We start from the raw sequence: 19,073 nt of genomic DNA, 5'->3' as shown, positions 1-19,073 counted from the left end.
TGTCGGACCTGCGGCTGAACCCACGGTCGGCTGACGCCGATGCGAGCCGATCGCGTCTTCGCGTACGGCGCCGCCGCCGGGCTTCTCGGTGATCTGCTGCTCGGTGATCCGCGCCGGGGGCATCCGGTCGCCGCGTTCGGGCGGGTCGCCGGGGCCGTGGAGAGGGTGTTGTGGCGTGACGACCGCGCGCGAGGTGCGGTGCACACCGTCGTGTGCGCCGGTGGCGCCGTGGTGGTGGGGGCGCTCGCGGCACGTGCCGTACGGTCCTCTCCCCTCACGTCCGTCGCGCTGACCGGCGTCGCCACCTGGGCCGTCGTCGGCGGGACCTCGCTCGCGCGCGAGGCCCGGGCCATCGGACGGGCCCTGGAGGCGGGGGACGTCGAAACAGCGAGAGCACGGCTGCCGCATCTGTGCGGGCGGGATCCGCAGGCGCTGGACGCGGACGGGATCGCACGGGCCGTCGTCGAGTCCGTCGCCGAGAACACCTCGGATGCGGTGGTGGGGGCGCTCGTGTGGGGGGCCGTCGGCGGGGTGCCGGGGCTTCTCGGGTTCCGGGCCGTGAACACGCTCGACGCCATGGTCGGGCACCGATCGCCCAAGTACCGGCGCTATGGGTGGGCTTCCGCGCGGCTCGACGACGTGGCCGGGTGGCCGGGGGCGCGGCTGACCGCCGTACTGGCCACCGTCGCCGGACACGATCCCCGGGGAGCAGTACGGGCCTGGCGCGACGACGCCGGCAAGCACCCGAGCCCCAACGCCGGGCCCGTCGAGGCCTCGTTCGCGGGCGCCCTCGGGGTGCGGCTCGGCGGGACCCTCTCCTACGGCGGGCGGGTCGAGCACCGGCCCGTGCTCAATCAGAGAGGGCGGGCCGTCGTCGTCCACGACATCGACCGGGCCGTACGGCTGTCGAAGCGTGTCGGCTGGCTCGCGCTCGGCGTCTGTGTCGCCGCGCGCCTTATCGCGAAGGGGCGTACCTCATGACGGGCGGTGGCCTTCTTGTCGCCGGCACCACCTCCGACGCCGGCAAGAGCGTCGTCACCGCCGGGATCTGCCGGTGGCTGGTGCGGCAGGGGGTGAAGGTCGCGCCGTTCAAGGCGCAGAACATGTCCCTCAATTCGTTCGTCACGCGCGAGGGTGCCGAGATCGGGCGGGCGCAGGCCATGCAGGCGCAGGCCTGTCGCGTCGAGCCGACCGCGCTGATGAATCCCGTGCTGCTCAAGCCCGGTGGCGAGCAGAGCAGCCAGGTCGTGCTCATGGGGAAGCCCGTCGGTGAGCTGAGTGCGCGCGGGTACCACGGGGGACGGCAGCAGCAGCTTCTCGGGACCGTGCTCGACTGTCTCGCCGACTTGCGGGGCACTTATGACGCGGTGATCTGTGAGGGGGCCGGCTCTCCGGCCGAGATCAATCTGCGGCAGACCGACATCGTCAACATGGGGATCGCCCGGAATGCCGGGCTGCCCGTGCTGGTCGTCGGCGACATCGACCGGGGCGGCGTCTTCGCCTCCTTCTTCGGGACCGTCGCGCTGTTGTCGCGGGAGGATCAGGCGCTGGTCGCCGGGTTCCTCGTCAACAAGTTCCGCGGCGACGTCTCGCTCCTCGAACCCGGCCTCGACATGCTCCACGGGCTCACCGGACGGCGCACGTACGGCGTTCTTCCCTTCCAACACGGGCTCGGTATCGACGAGGAGGACGGGCTGCGGGTGTCGCTGCGCGGGGCCGTCCGGGAGTCCCAGGTCTCCTCCCCCGTCGGCGAGGACGTGCTCCGGGTCGCCGTCTGTGCCATCCCTCTCATGTCCAACTTCACGGACGTGGACGCGCTGGCCGCCGAACCGGGTGTCGTGGTGCGGTTCGTGGACCGGCCGGAGGAGCTGGCCGACGCCGACCTGGTGGTGGTCCCCGGCACCCGGGGAACCGTCCGCGCCCTGGAGTGGCTGCGGGAGCGCGGCCTGGCCGACGCCCTTGTCCGCAGGGCCGCCGAGCAGCGGCCGATCCTCGGGATCTGCGGCGGCTTCCAGGTGCTCGGCGAGCACATCGAGGACGAGGTCGAGAGCCGGCGAGGGCTGGTCATCGGCCTCGGAATCCTCCCCGTCCGGGTGCGGTTCGCCCGGGAGAAGACCCTCACCCGGCCGACGGGGGAAGCCCTCGGCGAGCAGGTCGACGGCTACGAGATCCATCACGGGGTCGCCGAAGTGACAGGGGGCGAACCCTTCCTCGACGGCTGCCGGGTCGGCCAGACCTGGGGCACCCACTGGCACGGCTCGCTGGAGTCGGACGGCTTCCGGCGGGCCTTCCTGCGCGAGGTGGCCGCCGCCGCGGGGCGCCGCTTCGTGCCGGCCCCCGACACCTCGTTCGCCGCGCTGCGCGAGGAGCAGCTCGACCGGCTCGGCGATCTCATCGAACAGCACGCGGACACGGACGCGCTCTGGCGGCTCATCGAGTCGGGCGCGCCGCAAGGACTGCCTTTCATTCCACCGGGAGCGCCCGCATGAGCACAGTGTTGTTGTTGTCGACCGCCGACACGGATCTGCTGGCGGCCCGCGCCGCCTCCGGTGCCGACTACCGGATCGGCAACCCGACCCGCGTGGACGTCGAGACCGAGCTGCCCGCGCTGCTCGACGGCGCCGACCTCGCCGTCGTACGGCTGCTGGGCGGCAAGCGGGCCTGGGAGGACGGGCTCGCCAAGCTGAAGGCGTCGGGCGTGCCGACCGTGCTGCTGGGCGGCGAGGCCGTGCCGGACGCCGAGCTGATGGCCGAGTCGTCCGTCCCGGCCGGTGTGGTGGCCGAGGCGCTGAAGTACCTGGTCGAGGGCGGGCCCGCCAACCTCACCGAACTCGCCCGCTTCCTCTCCGACACCGTGCTGCTGACGGGCGAGGGGTTCGTGGAGCCGCAGAAGATGCCGGAGTACGGCGTCCATGGCGAGCGTCCGCTCATCGAAGGGCGGCCGACCGTCGGCGTGCTCTTCTACCGGGCCCATGAGCTCAGCGGCAACACCGCCTTCGTGGACACCCTGTGCGACGCCATCGAGGCGCGGGGCGCCAACGCCCTTCCCGTGTACTGCGGTTCACTGCGCGGCGCGGACCCGGAGCTGTACGAGATCCTCGGCCGGGCCGACGCCCTGGTCGCCACCGTCCTCGCCGCCGGCGGCACGCACGCCTCGCAGGCCTCCGCGGGCGGCGACGAGGAGGCATGGGACATCGGCAGGCTCGCCGAGCTCAATGTGCCGGTCCTCCAGGGCCTGTGTCTGACGTCGTCCAAGCAGGCCTGGGACGAGTCCGATGCCGCCCTCTCCCCCATGGACGCGGCCATGCAGGTCGCGATCCCGGAGTTCGACGGCCGCCTCATCACCGTCCCGTTCTCCTTCAAGGAGCAGGGCCCGGACGACGTTCCCGTGTATGTCGCCGACCCCGAGCGGTCCGGGCGCGTCGCCGGGATCGCCGTACGGCACGCACGGCTGAGGCACAAGCCGAACGAGGACAAGAAGCTCGCGCTCGTCTTCACCGCCTACCCGACCAAGCACTCGCGCGTCGGCAACGCGGTCGGCCTCGACACGCCCGCTTCGGCGGTGCGTGTCCTGGACGCGCTCAAGGCGGCCGGGTACGGCGTCACCGAATATCCCGACAACGGCGACGAGTTGATCCACCGGCTGATCGAGGCGGGCGGCCATGACGTCGAGTGGCTGACCGAGGACCAGCTGGCATCGGCGCCCGCGCGCGTGCCGCTCGCCGACTATCAGGCGTGGTTCGACAAGCTCGACCAGGAGCTGCGGGACGCGATGACCGAGGCGTGGGGCGAGCCGCCGGGTTCGCTGTACGTCGACGGGGACGACATCGTGCTGGCCTCCCTCCAGTTCGGGAACGTCGTCGTGATGATCCAGCCGCCGCGCGGCTTCGGCGAGAACCCGATCGCGATCTACCACGACCCGGACATGCCGCCGTCGCACCACTACATGGCGGCCTACCGCTGGCTCGAAAACTCCTTCGGCGCCGACGCCGTCGTGCACATGGGCAAGCACGGCACGATGGAGTGGCTGCCGGGCAAGGGGCTGGGGCTCAGCGGGGGCTGCGCTCCGGACGCCGTCCTCGGTGACCTGCCGCTGATCTACCCGTTCATCGTCAACGACCCGGGCGAGGGCACCCAGGCCAAACGCCGCGGTCACGCCACCGTCGTCGACCACCTCGTGCCGCCGATGGCCCGCGCCGACACCTACGGCGATCTGGCCAAGCTGGAGCAGCTCCTCGACGAGTACGCGCTGGTCTCGGACCTGGACCCGACGAAAGCGCCGGCGGTCAGGGCCCAGATCTGGACGCTGGTCAAGGCGGCCGAACTGCACCACGACCTCCACGTGGACGAGCAGCCGGACGACGGCGACTTCGACGAGTTCGTCATGCACATCGACGGCTATCTGTGCGAGATCAAGGACGTGCAGATCCGCGACGGGCTGCACATCCTCGGCGGCGGACCGGTCGGTGAGCCGCGCGTGAATCTCGTCCTCGCTGTGCTGCGCGCCTCGCAGGTGTGGGGCGGGCAGGCCAATGCGCTGCCGGGGCTGAGGGCCTCGATCGCCGCCTATTTCGGGCTCGTGGAGAAGGAGTTGCTGGCCGAGCCCGGTGCGCCGGTGAAGGTCCCGGTCGAGCTGAGCGATCTCGTCGAGGGCCCGTCCCGTACGGCCGCCGACGCCATCGATCTGCTGGAGCAGCTGTGCCGGCGGATCGCGGAGGGGATGGAGGCGCGCGGCTGGGCGGTCGCCGAGAGCCGATCACTCGTCCGTGACGTCCTCGGCACCGAACTCCCCGACGCCGTCGACGTGTTGGAGTTCGCCTGCAACGAGGTCGTGCCGCGTCTCGCCCGTACGACGGACGAGATCGGCCACATCCTCAAGGCGCTGGACGGCGGTTATGTCCCGGCGGGGCCGTCCGGTTCCCCGACGCGCGGACTGGTCAATGTCCTCCCGACCGGGCGGAACTTCTACTCCGTCGACCCCAAGGCCATCCCGTCCCGGCTGAGTTGGGAGGTCGGACAGTCGCTCGCCGACTCCCTCGTCCAGCGGTACCTCCAGGACACGGGCGACTACCCGAAGTCCGTCGGCCTGACGGTCTGGGGCACCTCGGCCATGCGCACCCAGGGCGACGACATCGCCGAGATCCTCGCGCTGCTGGGCTGCCGCCCGGTGTGGGACGACGCCTCGCGGCGGGTGACCGGGTTCGAGATCATCGGCCTCGGCGAGCTGGGGCGGCCCCGCATCGACGTCACCGTCCGTATCTCCGGGTTCTTCCGTGACGCGTTCCCGCACGTCGTCGGGCTGATCGACGACGCCGTGCGCAAGGTCGCCGAGTTGGACGAGCCCGCGGACCAGAACTTCGTCAAGGCGCACGCCGACGAGGACACCGCAGAGCACGGTGACCGGCGCCGGGCCACGGCCCGTATCTTCGGGTCGAAGCCGGGGGCGTACGGCGCCGGTCTGCTGCCGCTGATCGACGCCCGCAACTGGCGGAGCGACGCCGACCTCGCCGAGGTGTACGCCGTCTGGGGCGGCTACGCCTACGGGCGCGGGCTCGACGGGCGGGCGGCGCGCGGGGACATGGAGACGGCGTTCAAGCGGATCAACGTGGCCGCGAAGAACGTCGACACCCGTGAGCACGATCTCGTCGACGCCGACGACTACTTCCAGTACCACGGCGGCATGGTCGCCATGGTGCGGCATCTGACGGGCGCCAGCCCCGAGGCGTACGTGGGCGACAGCGCCACCCCTGACCAGGTGAAGACCCGCACCCTCGGCGAGGAGACCCACCGTGTCTTCCGCGCCCGCGTGGTCAACCCCCGCTGGATGGCGGCCATGCGCCGGCACGGCTACAAGGGCGCCTTCGAGATGGCGGCGACCGTGGACTATCTGTTCGGCTACGACGCCACGGCGGGCGTGGTCGACGACTGGATGTACGAGAAGCTCAGCGCGGAGTACGTCTTCGACGCCGAGAACCGTGACTTCATGAAGAAGTCCAACCCGTGGGCGCTGCGCGGCATCACCGAGCGGCTCCTTGAGGCCGCCGACCGCGGGCTGTGGGCCGAGCCGGACGCCGACACGCTGGAGCGGCTGCGCGCCACGTATCTGGAGCTGGAAGGCGACCTGGAGGGCGACGAGAAGTGACAACCCCCTTCCCATTCACTGCTGTTGTCGGCCAGGACGACCTGCGGCTCGCGCTGCTGCTGAACGCCGTGTCACCGGCGGTCGGCGGTGTGCTGGTGCGCGGCGAGAAGGGCACCGCCAAGTCGACGGCCGTACGCGCGCTGTCGGCACTGATGCCCGAGGTCCCGGTCGTCCCAGGTTGCCGTTTCTCCTGCGACCCGGGCTCCCCCGACCCCGCGTGCCCGGACGGCCCGCACGAGGCGGGGGCCTTCCAGGCGAGGCCCGCCCGGATGGTCGAACTGCCCGTCGGCGCCTCCGAGGACCGGCTGGTCGGCGCGCTGGACATCGAGCGCGCGCTCGCCGAGGGCGTGAAGGCCTTCGAGCCGGGCCTCCTCGCCGACGCCCACCGCGGCATCCTGTACGTCGACGAGGTCAACCTCCTCCACGACCACCTGGTCGACCTGCTCCTTGACGCGGCGGCGATGGGTGCGTCGTACGTCGAGCGGGAGGGTGTGTCGGTCCGGCACGCCGCCCGTTTCCTGCTCGTCGGCACCATGAACCCCGAAGAGGGCGAGCTGCGGCCGCAGTTGCTCGACCGGTTCGGGCTGACCGTCGAGGTCGCGGCATCGCGGGAGCCGGACCAGCGGGTGGAGGTCGTTCGGCGGCGGCTCGCGTACGACGACGATCCGGGCGCCTTCGCGGCGCGCTGGGCCGACGAGGAGTCCTCCGTACGTCAACGCATCGTCGCTGCACGGGAGTTGCTGCCGTCGGTGCGGCTGGGCGACGGGGCGCTGCGGCAGATCGCGGCGACCTGTGCCGCGTTCGAGGTGGACGGGATGCGGGCCGACATCGTGATGGCGCGGACGGCGACCGCGCTCGCCGCGTGGGCCGGGCGGACCGATGTGCTGGCGGAGGACGTCCGGCAGGCGGCGCTGCTCGCGCTGCCGCACCGCAGGCGCCGTAATCCCTTTGACGCGCCGGGACTCGACGAGGACAAGCTCGACGAGACCCTGGAGGAGTTCTCCGGGGAGGACGACGAGGATCCTGATCCCGATGGGCCCGGTGGGGGTGGGGGTGGGCAGCCGCCCCGATCCGACGGTGACCCTCAGGGCGGGGACACGGCCGCGCCTCCCGAGGCCGGTGACGACGGGCAGCCGCAGGCCTCCGGGGCCGGGGAGCAGACTCCCGTACGGGCCTCGGAGCCGTTCCGGACGAAGGCGCTGAGTGTGCCGGGGGTCGGTGAGGGCGGTGCCGCCGGGCGGCGTTCGCGGGCGCGGACCGAGCACGGGCGGACCACGGGCGCCCGGCGGCCCCGGGGGGCGCTGACCAAGCTGCATCTGGCGGCCACCGTGCAGGCGGCGGCACCGCATCAGCGGGCCCGGGGACGGTCGGGGCGCGGCCTCGTGGTGCGCCGGGACGATCTGCGGCAGGCCGTGCGGGAGGGGCGCGAGGGCAATCTCGTGCTGTTCGTCGTCGACGCCTCCGGGTCGATGGCGGCCCGGCAGCGGATGGGCGCGGTGAAGGGTGCCGTGCTGTCGCTGCTGCTGGACGCCTATCAGCGGCGGGACAAGGTGGGGCTGGTGACGTTCCGGGGGTCGGCCGCCGATGTGGCGCTGCCGCCTACGTCTTCGGTGGATGCGGCGGCGGCTCGGCTGGAGTCGTTGCCCACTGGCGGGCGTACGCCGCTTGCTGCGGGGCTGTTGAAGGCTCATGAGGTGCTGCGGGTCGAGCGGCTGCGGGATCCGGCGCGGCGGGCGCTGGTGGTCCTGGTCACGGATGGGCGGGCCACGGGTGGGCCCGAGCCGGTGGTGCTTGCGGGGCGGGCTGCTCGGTTGTTCGCCGCGGAAGGTGTCGCGTCTGTGGTCGTCGACTGTGAGTCGGGGCCCGTGCGGCTGGGGCTCGCGGGGCAGCTCGCGGGTGAACTGGGCGGTACGGCGGTGACGCTGGACGAGTTGCGGGCTGACTCGATCGCCGGGCTGGTGAAGGACGTGCAGAGGAGGGCCGCGTAATGCCGCAGGGACAGCCGAGTGTCGTGCCGGACGATGGTCTGACTACTCGTCAGCGTCGTAATCGGCCGTTGGTGGTGGTGCACACGGGGGTGGGCAAGGGGAAGTCGACCGCTGCTTTCGGGCTCGCCCTGCGGGCCTGGAATCAGGGGTGGCCCATCGGGGTGTTCCAGTTCGTGAAGTCGGCCAAGTGGAAGGTCGGGGAGGAGCGGGCGCTGCGGGTGCTCGGGGACTCCGGTGAGGGCGGGTCCGTCGACTGGCACAAGATGGGCGAGGGCTGGTCCTGGGTTCAGCGGGACTCGCAGATGGACAACGAGGAGAAGGCCCGCGAAGGCTGGGAGCAGGTCAAGCGGGACCTCGCCGCCGAGACGTATCAGCTGTACGTGCTGGACGAGTTCGCCTATCCGATGCACTGGGGGTGGATCGATGTCGATGAGGTCGTGGACGTGCTGCGGAATCGGCCCGGGACCCAGCATGTCGTGATCACCGGGCGGAACGCGCCCGAGAAGCTGGTCGACTTCGCGGATCTTGTTACTGACATGTCCAAGGTCAAGCACCCTATGGACGTGGGGCAGAAGGGGCAGAGGGGCATCGAGTGGTGAACTCTTCCGTCCCTCGGCTGGTCATCGCCGCGCCTTCCTCCGGGAGCGGCAAGACCACCGTTGCCACGGGGCTGATGGCCGCGTTCGCCTCGCGGGGGCTCGCCGTGTCTCCGCACAAGGTCGGGCCGGACTACATCGACCCCGGGTATCACGCGCTCGCGAGCGGGCGGGTGGGGCGGAATCTCGACGCGTATCTGTGTGGGGCGGAGCGGGTTGGGCCGTTGTTTCTGCATGGGGCGCGTGGATGTGATGTCGCTGTCGTCGAGGGCGTCATGGGGCTTTACGACGGGGCCGCGGGGGAGGGTGAGCTGGCGTCCACCGCGCAGGTCGCGAAGCTGTTGCGGGCGCCGGTTGTGCTTGTTGTGGACGCGTCGTCGCAGTCGCGGTCCGTGGCGGCGTTGGTGCATGGGTTTGTGTCCTGGGATCCGGAGGTTCGGGTTGGGGGTGTGATCCTCAACAAGGTCGCTTCGGATCGGCATGAGGAGTTGTTGCGGGAGGCGTTGGAGTCGGTCGGGGTGCCCGTGTTGGGGGTGCTGCGGCGGGTGGCTCAGGTGGATACGCCTTCTCGGCATCTGGGGTTGGTGCCGGTTGCCGAGCGGCGGGCTGCCGCTGTGGAGGCGGTGGCTGCGATGGCCGAGCAGGTGCGTGCCGGGTGTGATCTGGAGGGGTTGCTGGGGCTGGCACGGAGTGCGGGGGCGTTGGGTTGTGCGGCTTGGGATGCGGGGGAGGTCTTGGCTTCTTCGCCCCCGCCGCCCCTTCCCGTCCCGAACCTGGGGGCTGCGCCCCCAGACCCCCGCTTTCGGCCCGAAGGGCCTCGTCCTCAAACGCCGGACGGGCTGAAAGATGCCTACCCGGGCTCAACAGTGAGAGTCGCCCTCGCCGGCGGGCCCGCCTTCACCTTCTCCTACGCCGAGCACTCCGAACTCCTCACCGCCGCCGGGGCCGAAGTCGTCCCCTTCGATCCCCTCCGGGACGAGCAACTCCCCGATGGCACGCGCGGGTTGGTCATCGGTGGCGGGTTTCCCGAGGTGTACGCCGCTGAGCTGTCCGCCAATGAACCGCTGCGGAAGGCTGTCGCCGGCCTCGACGCGCCCATCGCCGCCGAGTGTGCCGGACTGCTCTATCTCTGCCGTGAGCTCGACGGGCAGCCCATGTGCGGGGTGCTGGACGCGAGCGCTCGGATGACCGGACGGCTCACGCTCGGGTATCGGGACGCCGTCGCCGTCAGTGACAGTTCGCTCGCCGCCGCCGGGACCCGTATGCGGGGGCACGAGTTCCACCGGACGGTCGTGGAGCCCGGGGCTGGGGCCGCTCCCGCATGGGGCATGCGCTCCCCCTCCCCGCGGGTCGAAGGTTTCGTACAACAAGGTGTGCACGCGAGTTATCTGCACACGCACTGGGCGTCGCAGCCCGGTGTCGCCCGTCGGTTCGTGGAGAGGTGCCGGACGTCATGAGCAGCAGCAGGTTGGTCGGAGTCGGGGTGGGTCCCGGTGATCCGGAGCTGGTGACCGTCAAGGGCGTCAACGCTCTGCGCGGCGCCGATGTCGTCGTCGTACCCGTGATGGACACGGGGGAGCGGGGGCGTGCCGAGGCGACCGTGTTGCACTACGTGCCCGTGGAGAAGGTCGTGCGGGTCGTGTTCGCGCTCAACGAGCGGACCGACCAGGGGCGCCGCGAGGCCGCCTGGGACGCGGCCGGTGCGCGGGTCGCCGAGCTGCTCGGCGAGCACCGCACCGTCGCCTTCGCCACCATCGGCGACCCCAACGTCTACTCCACCTTCACCTACCTGGCCCAGACCATCGGCGAGCTGGCGCCCGGCACCGTCATCGAGACCGTGCCCGGCATCACCGCCATGCAGGACCTCGCCGCGCGGTCCGGTGCCGTGCTCACCGAGGGGACCGAGCCGCTCACCCTCGTGCCCGTCACGGCGGGGGCGACAGTGCTCAAAGAGGCGCTCAGCGGCCCCGGAACCGTCGTCGCCTACAAGTTCGGACGTCAGGCCGCCGAGGTTGCCGAGGCGCTGCGGGAGACCGGGCGGATCGGTGACGCCGTGTGGGGGTCGGCGCTGGGGCTGGTGGGGGAATCCATCCGCTCGGCCGACGAGCTCGACGACACGCCCCTCCCCTATCTCTCGACCCTCATCGCCCCCGCCCCGCGCGACGGCGGGCGCGGCGGCAAGCTCTGACGCCTCGCCCCCTCAATCACGAACCCTCTAGGAGACTTCCCCATGGCCGATGCCCCCACCGGCAAAGTGACCTTCGTCGGTGCCGGCCCCGGCGCCGCCGATCTGCTGACGTTCCGTGCCGCGCGAGCCATCGCCGAGGCAGACATCGTGATCTGGGCGGCCAGCCTGGTCCAGGCGGAGGTCCTCCAGCACGCCCGTGAGGACGCCGAGATCCTCGACTCGGCCACCATGTCCCTCGAAGACGTCGTCGCCGTGTATGAGCGGGCCCGGGACGAAGGGCTGCATGTCGCCCGCATTCACTCCGGTGACCCCGCCCTCTGGGGCGGTACCCAGGAGCAGCTCGACCGGTGTGCCGCGCTCGGTGTCGCCACCGAGATCGTTCCCGGTGTCTCCGCCTTCTCCGCCGTCGCCGCGCTCGCCCAGCGCGAGCTGACCATCCCCGAGGTCGCGCAGTCCGTCGTACTCACCCGGCTGGGGGGAGGGAAGACGCCGATGCCTCCCGGGGAGGAGGTCCGGGAGTTCGCCAAGCACGGCACCACCATGGCGATCTTCCTGTCGGCCGCCCGTAGCGGGCAGCTCGTGCGGGAGCTGCTGGAGGGCGGGTATCCCACGTCCACGCCGGTCGTCGTCGCCTATCAGGCGACCTGGCCGGAGGAACTCATCGTGCGGTGCACCATCGGGACGCTGGAGGAGACCGTCAAGGAGCACAAGCTGTGGAAGCACACCTTGTTCCTGGTCGGGCCTGCCCTCGACGCCCACGGCACGCGGTCGCATCTCTACCACCCCGGTCACTTCCACGGGTACCGCAAGGCCGACCCGGAGGCCCGTCGGGCGCTGCGTGAGCGGGGGGCCAGTACGTGATCACCGTGGTCGGTACGGGGACGGGGGCGCCGCTTCCCGAGGACGTGCTCGCCGGGGCCGAGCTGGTCGTCGGCGGGCGGCGGCATCTGGATGCCGTACGGCTGCCTGATGGTGTCGAGCGTGTCGTGCTCGGGGCGTTGGCTCCCGCCCTCGACACCATCGCCGAGTACGTCGAGAAGGATCGGCGCGTGGTCGTGCTGGCCTCCGGTGACCCGGGGTTCTTCGGGATCGTGCGGGTGCTCGCCGAGCGGTTCGGGGCGGAGCGGCTGGAGGTGCGGCCGGGGGTGTCGTCCGTCGCCTCCGCCTTCGCGCGGGTCGGGCTGCCGTGGGACGACGCTGTCGTCGTCAGCGCGCATGGGCGGGATCTACGGACGGCTGTGAATGTGTGCCGGGCGCGTCCGAAGGTGGCCGTACTGACCGGGCCCGGCGCCGGGCCCGCCGAACTGGGGGCCGCGCTCGGCCGCAAGACCGAGCCGAGGGTGCTCGTCGTCGCCTCCGCGCTGGGCTCCGCGGACGAGCGGATCGAGCGGGTGACGCCGGCCGAGGCCGCCGCCCGTGACTGGGGTACGTCGGTGAGCGTCGTGCTGTGTCTCGACCCCGAGCGGGCTCTCGGCGGCGTGCGGACCATCGCCGGGCCCGGCTCCGGTCCCGCCTCCTGGGCGCTGGACGAGGGCGAGTTCGCCCACCGGGACTCGATGATCACCAAGTTCGAGGTACGGGCGCTCGCGCTGGCCCGCCTCGGGCCCCGGCTCGGCGAACTGGTCTGGGACGTCGGCGCGGGTTCCGGGTCCATGGCCGTGGAGTGCGCGCGGCTCGGTGCCGCCGTCACCGCGGTGGAGAAGACCCTGGACGGGGTCGAGCGGATCCGTGCCAACGCAGTCGCGCACGGCGTCGACGTCCATGTCGTGCACGGCGCGGCGCCCACCGTCCTGTCCGACCTGGACGATCCGGACGCCGTGTTCATCGGCGGCGGGGGACGTGAACTGCCGGCCATCGTCACCGCGTGCGCGCGGCGCGCCCGGCGTGCGGTCGTGGTCGCCATGGCGGCCCTGGACCGGGTGCCGACCGCGCGCGAGGCGCTGACCGGTGCCGGGTTCGACTGCGACGGGGTGCTGTTGCAGTCGTCCCGGCTCGCGCCGCTGCCGGGCGATGTGACCCGGCTGGCGGCCACCAATCCGGTTTTCCTGTTGTGGGGTGTCCGAAAGCCCCTGGATCGAGAGGGAGTTGCCCAGTGATCGGCCTCATTTCCGCCACCGCGGCGGGGGCGGCGGCACACGACCGGCTGGCCGCGGCGTGGCCGGACCGCGTGCGCAGCTACGACGACGTGCCCGTCGGGGACGCCGTCCGGCGCGCGTTCGTGGAGTGCGAGCAGCTCGTCTGCTTTCTGGCGACCGGCGCGGTCGTCCGGCTGATCGCCCCGCTGCTGGGCGACAAGGCGACCGACCCGGGTGTCGTATGCGTCGACGAGGGCGGGCGGTTCGCCGTGTCGCTGGTCGGCGGACACGGCGGCGGCGCCAATGAACTCGCCCGGGAGGTCGGGGAGTTGCTGGGCGTCGAGCCGGTGGTGACTACGGCGACCGATGCCGTGGACATACCCGGTCTGGACACCCTCGGCTTCCCGGTGGAGGGCGATGTCTCCGGGGTCTCGCGGGCACTGCTGGACGGGGAGGCAGTGGCGTTGAGGGCAGATGTCGAGTGGCCCCTGCCGCCGCTGAAAGTCGGCACCGAGGGGACGTACACCATCCGGCTGACGGACCGGCTGGTCGAGCCCGGCGACGGCGAGGTCGTGCTGCGTCCGCCGACCCTCGTCGTCGGCGTGGGGGCCTCCAAGGGGGCGCCGGTGGACGAGGTACTGACCCTCATCACCGACACTCTCCGTGACGCCGGCCTCTCCCCCGCCTCCCTCGCCGAACTCGCCACCGTCGACGCCAAGGCCGACGAACCCGGCATCGTCGAGGCGGCGGCCCACCTGGGCGTCCCCCTCGTCACCCACCCCGCCGACGCACTGGCCGCGATCGACGTCCCCAACCCCTCCGACGCACCGCTCGCCGCCGTAGGAACCCCCTCCGTCGCCGAGGCCGCGGCCCTGCTCGGCGGCGGTGAACTCCTCGTCCCCAAGCGCAAGTCCACGGCGTCCCCCGCCATGGCGACCTGTGCCGTCGTACGGCGTCCTGGGCGCGGGCGGCTCGCGGTCGTCGGGCTCGGGCCCGGCGCCCGGGACCTGCTGACTCCGCGCGCGAAGGGGGAGCTGCGGCGGGCGTCGGTGCTGGTCGGCCTCGACCAGTACGTCGACCAGATCCGCGATCTGCTGCGCCCCGGCACCCGGATCCTGGAGTCGGGGCTGGGCGCCGAGGAGGAGCGGGCGCGTACGGCGGTGGCCGAGGCCCGGCGTGGACAGGCCGTCGCGCTGATCGGCAGCGGGGACGCGGGCGTGTACGCCATGGCCTCCCCCGCGCTGGCCGAGGCGTCCGACGACATCGACGTCGTAGGCGTTCCGGGCGTGACCGCCGCCCTCGCCGCCGCCGCGATCCTCGGCGCCCCGCTGGGCCACGACCATGTGTCGATCAGCCTCTCCGACCTGCACACACCGTGGGAGGTCATCGAGCGGCGGGTGCGGGCGGCGGCCGAGGCGGACATCGTGGTCACCTTCTACAACCCGCGTTCACGCGGCCGCGACTGGCAGCTCCCGAAGGCCCTCGCGATCCTCGCCGAGCACCGCGAGCCGACGACGCCGGTCGGTGTCGTACGGCAGGCGTCGCGGCCGGACGAGTCCAGTCGGCTGACGACCCTGGGGTCCCTGGACCCGGCGACGGTCGACATGATGACGGTCGTGACCGTCGGCAACACGGCGACCCGGGACATCGCGGGCCGCATGGTGACACCGCGCGGCTACCGCTGGCAGACGGGGCGGGAGGGCGCCGAGTGAACCGCGTCGTGCATCCGATCGAGGTGGAGTCGTACCGGCGGCTGCGTGCCCGCCTGGACACCTCGCACTTCCCGCCGCTGACCAGGTCGGTCGTGGAGCGGGTCATCCACTCGGCCGCCGACCTCGACTACGCGACGGATCTCGTCATGGACGAGGGCGAGCTGGAGAAGGCGCATGCCGCGCTGCACTCCGGGGCGCCGGTCGTCGTGGACGTCGAGATGGTGGCGGCCGGGATCACCCGCCGCGACACCGTGTGCCGGCTGAAGGACGCCGTGGCCGGCCCGGACCTGACCCGCTCGGCGCACGCCATCCGGCTGGCCTACGAGCAGGTCGGGCCCGGCGCGCTCTGGGTGATCGGCAACGCGCCCACCGCCCTGGAGGAGCTGCTCACCCTCGACGCCTCCCCCGCCCTCGTCATCGGGCTGCCCGTCGGCTTCGTCGGCGCGGTCGAGTCCAAGGCCGCGTTGCGCGAGAGCGGGCTGCCCGCCGTGAGCAACGTGTCCGAGAAGGGCGGTTCGGCGGTGGCCTCCGCCGCACTCAACGCCCTCCTTTACCACCACCCCGTCACCCATCCCGAGGAGAAATCGTGACCACCCCGCCCGCCCTGCTCATCGCCGGTCACGGCACCCGGGACGACGCCGGGGCCGAAGCGTTCCGCGACTTCGTACGGGAGTTGGGCCGCCGCCACCCCGAACTGCCCGTCGCGGGCGGCTTCATCGAGCTCTCCCCGCCGCCGCTGGGCGACGCCGTCACCGAGCTGGTCGAGCAGGGCGTGCGGCGGTTCGCCGCCGTGCCGCTCATGCTGGTCTCCGCCGGGCACGCCAAGGGCGACATCCCGGCCGCGCTGGCCCGCGAGAAGGAGCGGCACCCCGGGATCTCGTACACCTACGGCCGTCCGCTGGGCCCGCACCCGTCGCTGCTGTCGGTGCTGGAGCGGCGGCTCGACGAGGCCCTCGGCGGGCGTGACCTGCAGAGCCGGGGGGATGTGACCGTGCTGCTGGTCGGGCGCGGCTCGACCGACCCGGACGCCAACGCCGAGGTGCACAAGGCGGCGCGGCTGCTGTGGGAGGGGCGCGGTTACGCGGGCGTGGAGACGGCGTTCGTGTCGCTCGCGGCACCGGACGTACCGAGCGGCTTGGACCGGTGCGTGAAGCTGGGGGCGTCGAAGATCGTAGTCCTCCCCTACTTCCTCTTCACCGGCATCCTGCCGGACCGGGTCCGGCAGCAGACCGAGGGCTGGGCGGAGGCGCACCCCGAGGTGGAGGTGCGCTCGGCGGACGTCATCGGTCCTGAGCCCGAGCTTCTCGACCTCGTGATGGAGCGGTACGAGGAGGCCGTGAAGGGCGATCTGCGGATGAACTGCGACTCCTGCGTGTACCGCATCGCGCTGCCCGGCTTCGAGGACAAGGTCGGCATGCCCCAGCAGCCGCACTTCCACCCCGACGACGACGGTCACCACGACCACGGCCACCACCATCACGGCGCGCACTCCCATGCCCACTGAGGACCCTCACGACCTGCGGCACCACGGGGACTCCGAGGTCCGTGACGACGGCTCGGCGCTGGTCGACCTCGCCGTGAACGTCCGCGCGGACACCCCGCCCGCGTGGCTGCGCGAGCGCATCGCCGAGTCACTGGGCTCGCTCGCGGCCTACCCGGACGGGCGGGCCGCGCGGGCGGCGGTGGCGGCGCGGCACGGGCTGCCGGTGGAGCGGGTGCTGCTGACGGCGGGGGCGGCGGAGGCGTTCGTGCTGCTGGCGCGGGCGCTGAAGGTGCGTCGGCCGGTGGTCGTGCACCCCCAGTTCACGGAACCGGAGGCCGCCCTGCGGGACGCCGGGCACACCGTCGACCGGGTGCTGCTGCGGGCGGAGGACGGCTTCCGGCTCGACCCGGCGGCCGTCCCCGAGGACGCCGACCTGGTGGTGATCGGCAACCCGACCAACCCGACGTCGGTACTGCACCCGGCCGCCTCCATCACCCAACTCGCCCGCCCCGGGCGGACGTTGGTGGTGGACGAGGCGTTCATGGACGCGGTACCGGACGAACGGGAGGCGCTGGCGGCACGGACGGACGTGCCGGGGCTCGTGGTACTCCGCAGTCTGACCAAGACCTGGGGCCTGGCAGGCCTGCGCATCGGCTACATCCTCGCCGCCCCGGAGACCATCACCGACCTGGAGCGCGCCCAGCCGCTCTGGCCGGTCTCCACGCCCGCGCTCACCGCCGCCGAAGCCTGTGTGTCGCCCCGGGCACTGGCGGAGGCGGCCCACGCGGCGCACCGTATCGCCGCCGACCGGGCCCATCTCGTCGCGGGGCTCGGCGAGTTCGCGGCGGCCGGACTCCGGGTGGTCGAACCGGCCGAGGGTCCCTTCGTCCTCGTACGACTGCCGGAGGCGGCCACCGTACGCCGGCGCCTGCGCGACCTCGGGTACGCGGTCCGACGCGGTGACACCTTCCCCGGCCTCGGCGAGGAGTGGCTACGGCTCGCGGTACGGGACCGGGCCACGGTCAGCGGGTTTCTGCGGGCGCTGAGGTCGGCGTTGGGCTGAGCGCCAGGGTGCCGTCGGGGAAGCGGACCTCGACGTTGCCGTCGGCGGTGACGGTCGCATCGGCTCCGGTGAGTGACAGGTGAGGGTCGGCGCTCAGTACGACGAGGGTGACCAACAGTGGGGGCGCGTACGGCAGTTGGAACACCGGGGTCGCCGAGTGGCGGCCCACGGCATTGGTGTCGACGCCCCGCACGACGGTCGCCTCCGCACCGTCCCAGCCGTAGAGTCCGACGAGCGCGCTGGTCAGCCCGTCCGCTCGGCGGGCCACGGCTCGGGCCGGACCGATGTGGATGTCGGGAGGTGAGCCGTCATCGGCCACAGCCCAACCCCCCTCCCTCACGGGCATATCTCTCGGCCCGCCGATGCGATGCACCCGCACCTCCCAAGCCCCGCGCACCAGACTGACGGTCTCGATCCCCCCGTCCTGCGCGGACGCCGCCCGCCGCCCCTGGACGCCGAGGGGCCGGATGCGCCCGCGCGGTGACGGGGTGCCGTCCTTGGCCAGCAGGGCGATGTGGTTGTCGGGCCCGGGAGTCTCGGGCGCGGTCGCGCTGGAGTAGGCGAACCGGGCGTAGTGGGGACTGTCGTCGCCGGTCGCCGGAGGGGGCGGGAGCCGGTCGCTGCCGTGGTTGACGAGCCGTACGATCCCGTCGGCGGCGGTGGAGTGCAGCAGCCAGCCCGGGGCGGGCAGGGCGAGGCAGTGGTCCTCGGTGTCGACGGGCGCGGGCTCCTCGGGTGCCGTCCAGACCGGGTGGTCCGCAGGCAGCAACAGCCCCAGGAAGGCCTTGCTCGCCCAGTACGGGGAGGCGGGGCCCGAGTAGCGCTGGGTGACGGGACCGAAGGGCCGGTACCAGCCGAGCGTGAGCAGGCCCCGCTCATCGGGCACGCCCCGTTCCACGAAGTGCTTCAGCGCGCCGGAGGCGAGACGCCGGGTGCGGCCGGGCGGGAGCGGGTTGGCGTCGGCGAGGGAACCGGCCCAGAGCGGGGCGGTGGTGGCGAAACGGTAGGTGAGGGAACGGCCTTGGTGGACCGGGGCGCCGTCGCCCCCGAAGAAGTACTGGTGGACGTTGAGGAATTCCCGCAGCCGCTCCCGATGCCGGGCCACGATCGCCGGGTCCGCCCTCGGCCCCGCGATCCGCTCCCACAGCACCGGATACAGCTGCAGCGCCCAGGCGTTGTAGTAGTCGAACTTCCGCCCCTCACCATCGGTGTACCACCCCCCACCCCGATACCAGTCCTCGAGCCGCGCAAGCCCCGCATCGATCTCGTCCCGACGGTGCGGCGCCCCCACGGAGGCCAGGAACTCCTCCGCGATGACCTGGAACAACCGCCAGTTGGAGTCATTGACGTCGGCCCCGAGAAACCCCCCGAGCCACTCGCACACCCGCTGCCGCACTCCGTCATCGAGGTGATCCCACAGCCAACGCCGCGACTCATGCAGCGCTACGGCGATGGAGGCCGCCTCGACCATCGGCTGGGCGCGATCGGTGATGGGCGGCCAGTGCTCGGGGTGGTGCGGATCGGTACCGGCGGCGAGGCCGGTGGCGTAACGCTCGATGAGCGCGGGTCCGACACGGCCGTCCAAGCCGGCGATACGGAAGGCGGCGAGGAGAAAGGACCGAGCGAATCCTTCCAGCCCGTCGGACCAGGGACCCGAGTGGCTGGCCGGCCCGGGAAGGCGGTACTGAGCGAAGCCGGGCGTCGCATACGGGACGAGCCCATCCAGAAGCCGATCGGCGACGGCTTCCCATTGGGCACGGGTCCAGCCGGTGAGGTGAGCCGACAGACGGCTGTGCGTCGCGGTCATACGAGGTTCGGTCCTCCAT

General features: G+C 72.2%; 14 protein-coding genes. 13 read left to right on the top strand and 1 reads right to left on the bottom strand.

Features of this window, described 5'->3' with window-relative positions:
- The first annotated feature begins 39 nt into the window (after positions 1–39).
- Genes IE325_RS17030 through cobC form a run of 13 tightly spaced genes read left to right on the top strand, consistent with a single transcriptional unit; the run spans position 40 to position 17,247 of the window.
- Positions 40–981 (top strand): cobalamin biosynthesis protein, encoded by a 942-nt coding sequence (locus IE325_RS17030; RefSeq protein ID WP_190070748.1) that lies wholly within the window; start codon positions 40–42, stop codon positions 979–981.
- Positions 978–2,489 carry a cobyric acid synthase gene (locus IE325_RS17025; RefSeq protein ID WP_190070747.1) on the top strand — a complete coding sequence of 504 codons (1,512 nt, stop codon included), beginning with the start codon at positions 978–980 and terminating at the stop codon, positions 2,487–2,489. The genes IE325_RS17030 and IE325_RS17025 overlap by 4 nt, the downstream gene beginning before the upstream one ends.
- Positions 2,486–6,142 carry a cobaltochelatase subunit CobN gene (cobN, locus tag IE325_RS17020; protein ID WP_190070746.1) on the top strand — a complete coding sequence of 1,219 codons (3,657 nt, stop codon included), beginning with the start codon at positions 2,486–2,488 and terminating at the stop codon, positions 6,140–6,142. The genes IE325_RS17025 and cobN overlap by 4 nt, the downstream gene beginning before the upstream one ends.
- The gene (locus tag IE325_RS17015) at positions 6,139–8,130 is read left to right on the top strand and encodes a putative cobaltochelatase (protein ID WP_190070745.1); all 1,992 of its coding nucleotides are present in this window, start codon (positions 6,139–6,141) and stop codon (positions 8,128–8,130) included. Before cobN ends, IE325_RS17015 begins: the two co-directional genes overlap by 4 nt.
- Complete coding sequence (gene cobO / locus IE325_RS17010) at positions 8,130–8,729, top strand: cob(I)yrinic acid a,c-diamide adenosyltransferase (RefSeq protein ID WP_190070744.1); 600 nt, start codon at positions 8,130–8,132, stop codon at positions 8,727–8,729. The genes IE325_RS17015 and cobO overlap by 1 nt, the downstream gene beginning before the upstream one ends.
- Entirely contained in the window at positions 8,726–10,183 is a 1,458-nt protein-coding gene (locus IE325_RS17005) for a cobyrinic acid a,c-diamide synthase CobB (RefSeq protein WP_190070743.1), read from the top strand. The genes cobO and IE325_RS17005 overlap by 4 nt, the downstream gene beginning before the upstream one ends.
- Positions 10,168–10,914, top strand: coding sequence for a precorrin-2 C(20)-methyltransferase (cobI, locus tag IE325_RS17000; RefSeq protein ID WP_190070742.1), 747 nt, complete (start codon positions 10,168–10,170; stop codon positions 10,912–10,914). The genes IE325_RS17005 and cobI overlap by 16 nt, the downstream gene beginning before the upstream one ends.
- A gap of 42 nt (positions 10,915–10,956) precedes the next feature.
- Positions 10,957–11,775 carry a precorrin-4 C(11)-methyltransferase gene (cobM, locus tag IE325_RS16995; RefSeq protein ID WP_190070741.1) on the top strand — a complete coding sequence of 273 codons (819 nt, stop codon included), beginning with the start codon at positions 10,957–10,959 and terminating at the stop codon, positions 11,773–11,775.
- On the top strand, positions 11,772–13,010 hold the full coding sequence (gene cbiE, locus IE325_RS16990; protein WP_190070740.1) for a precorrin-6y C5,15-methyltransferase (decarboxylating) subunit CbiE: 1,239 nt from the start codon (positions 11,772–11,774) through the stop codon (positions 13,008–13,010). The genes cobM and cbiE overlap by 4 nt, the downstream gene beginning before the upstream one ends.
- Entirely contained in the window at positions 13,007–14,701 is a 1,695-nt protein-coding gene (gene cobJ / locus IE325_RS16985; RefSeq protein ID WP_190070739.1) for a precorrin-3B C(17)-methyltransferase, read from the top strand. Before cbiE ends, cobJ begins: the two co-directional genes overlap by 4 nt.
- Complete coding sequence (locus IE325_RS16980) at positions 14,698–15,291, top strand: precorrin-8X methylmutase (protein WP_190070738.1); 594 nt, start codon at positions 14,698–14,700, stop codon at positions 15,289–15,291. Before cobJ ends, IE325_RS16980 begins: the two co-directional genes overlap by 4 nt.
- On the top strand, positions 15,285–16,205 hold the full coding sequence (locus IE325_RS16975) for a sirohydrochlorin chelatase (RefSeq protein WP_190070839.1): 921 nt from the start codon (positions 15,285–15,287) through the stop codon (positions 16,203–16,205). The genes IE325_RS16980 and IE325_RS16975 overlap by 7 nt, the downstream gene beginning before the upstream one ends.
- Positions 16,195–17,247: an Rv2231c family histidinol phosphate aminotransferase CobC gene (gene cobC, locus IE325_RS16970; RefSeq protein ID WP_190070737.1), complete on the top strand. Its 1,053-nt coding sequence runs from the start codon at positions 16,195–16,197 to the stop codon at positions 17,245–17,247. The genes IE325_RS16975 and cobC overlap by 11 nt, the downstream gene beginning before the upstream one ends.
- On the opposite strand, the gene IE325_RS16965 is transcribed toward cobC, so the two are convergent.
- Positions 17,207–19,054 (bottom strand): DUF2264 domain-containing protein, encoded by a 1,848-nt coding sequence (locus IE325_RS16965; RefSeq protein WP_190070736.1) that lies wholly within the window; start codon positions 19,052–19,054, stop codon positions 17,207–17,209. The genes cobC and IE325_RS16965 overlap by 41 nt on opposite strands.
- Positions 19,055–19,073 lie beyond the last annotated feature (19 nt).

The organism is Streptomyces lanatus (assembly GCF_014655715.1).
In the GTDB taxonomy this organism is placed as follows: domain Bacteria; phylum Actinomycetota; class Actinomycetes; order Streptomycetales; family Streptomycetaceae; genus Streptomyces; species Streptomyces lanatus.
Note: the sequence above shows the minus strand (reverse complement) of the source record. Positions and strands in the feature narration are given on the sequence as shown.

Excerpts from the sequence above, each read along its gene's own strand:
- cobC (WP_190070737.1), top strand. The coding sequence starts at position 16,195 with ATGCCCACTGAGGACCCTCACGACCTGCGGCACCACGGGGACTCCGAG.
- cobO (WP_190070744.1), top strand. The coding sequence starts at position 8,130 with ATGCCGCAGGGACAGCCGAGTGTCGTGCCGGACGATGGTCTGACTACT.
- IE325_RS17025 (WP_190070747.1), top strand. The coding sequence starts at position 978 with ATGACGGGCGGTGGCCTTCTTGTCGCCGGCACCACCTCCGACGCCGGC.
- cobM (WP_190070741.1), top strand. The coding sequence starts at position 10,957 with ATGGCCGATGCCCCCACCGGCAAAGTGACCTTCGTCGGTGCCGGCCCC.
- IE325_RS16965 (WP_190070736.1), bottom strand. The coding sequence starts at position 19,054 with ATGACCGCGACGCACAGCCGTCTGTCGGCTCACCTCACCGGCTGGACC.
- cobN (WP_190070746.1), top strand. The coding sequence starts at position 2,486 with ATGAGCACAGTGTTGTTGTTGTCGACCGCCGACACGGATCTGCTGGCG.
- IE325_RS17030 (WP_190070748.1), top strand. The coding sequence starts at position 40 with ATGCGAGCCGATCGCGTCTTCGCGTACGGCGCCGCCGCCGGGCTTCTC.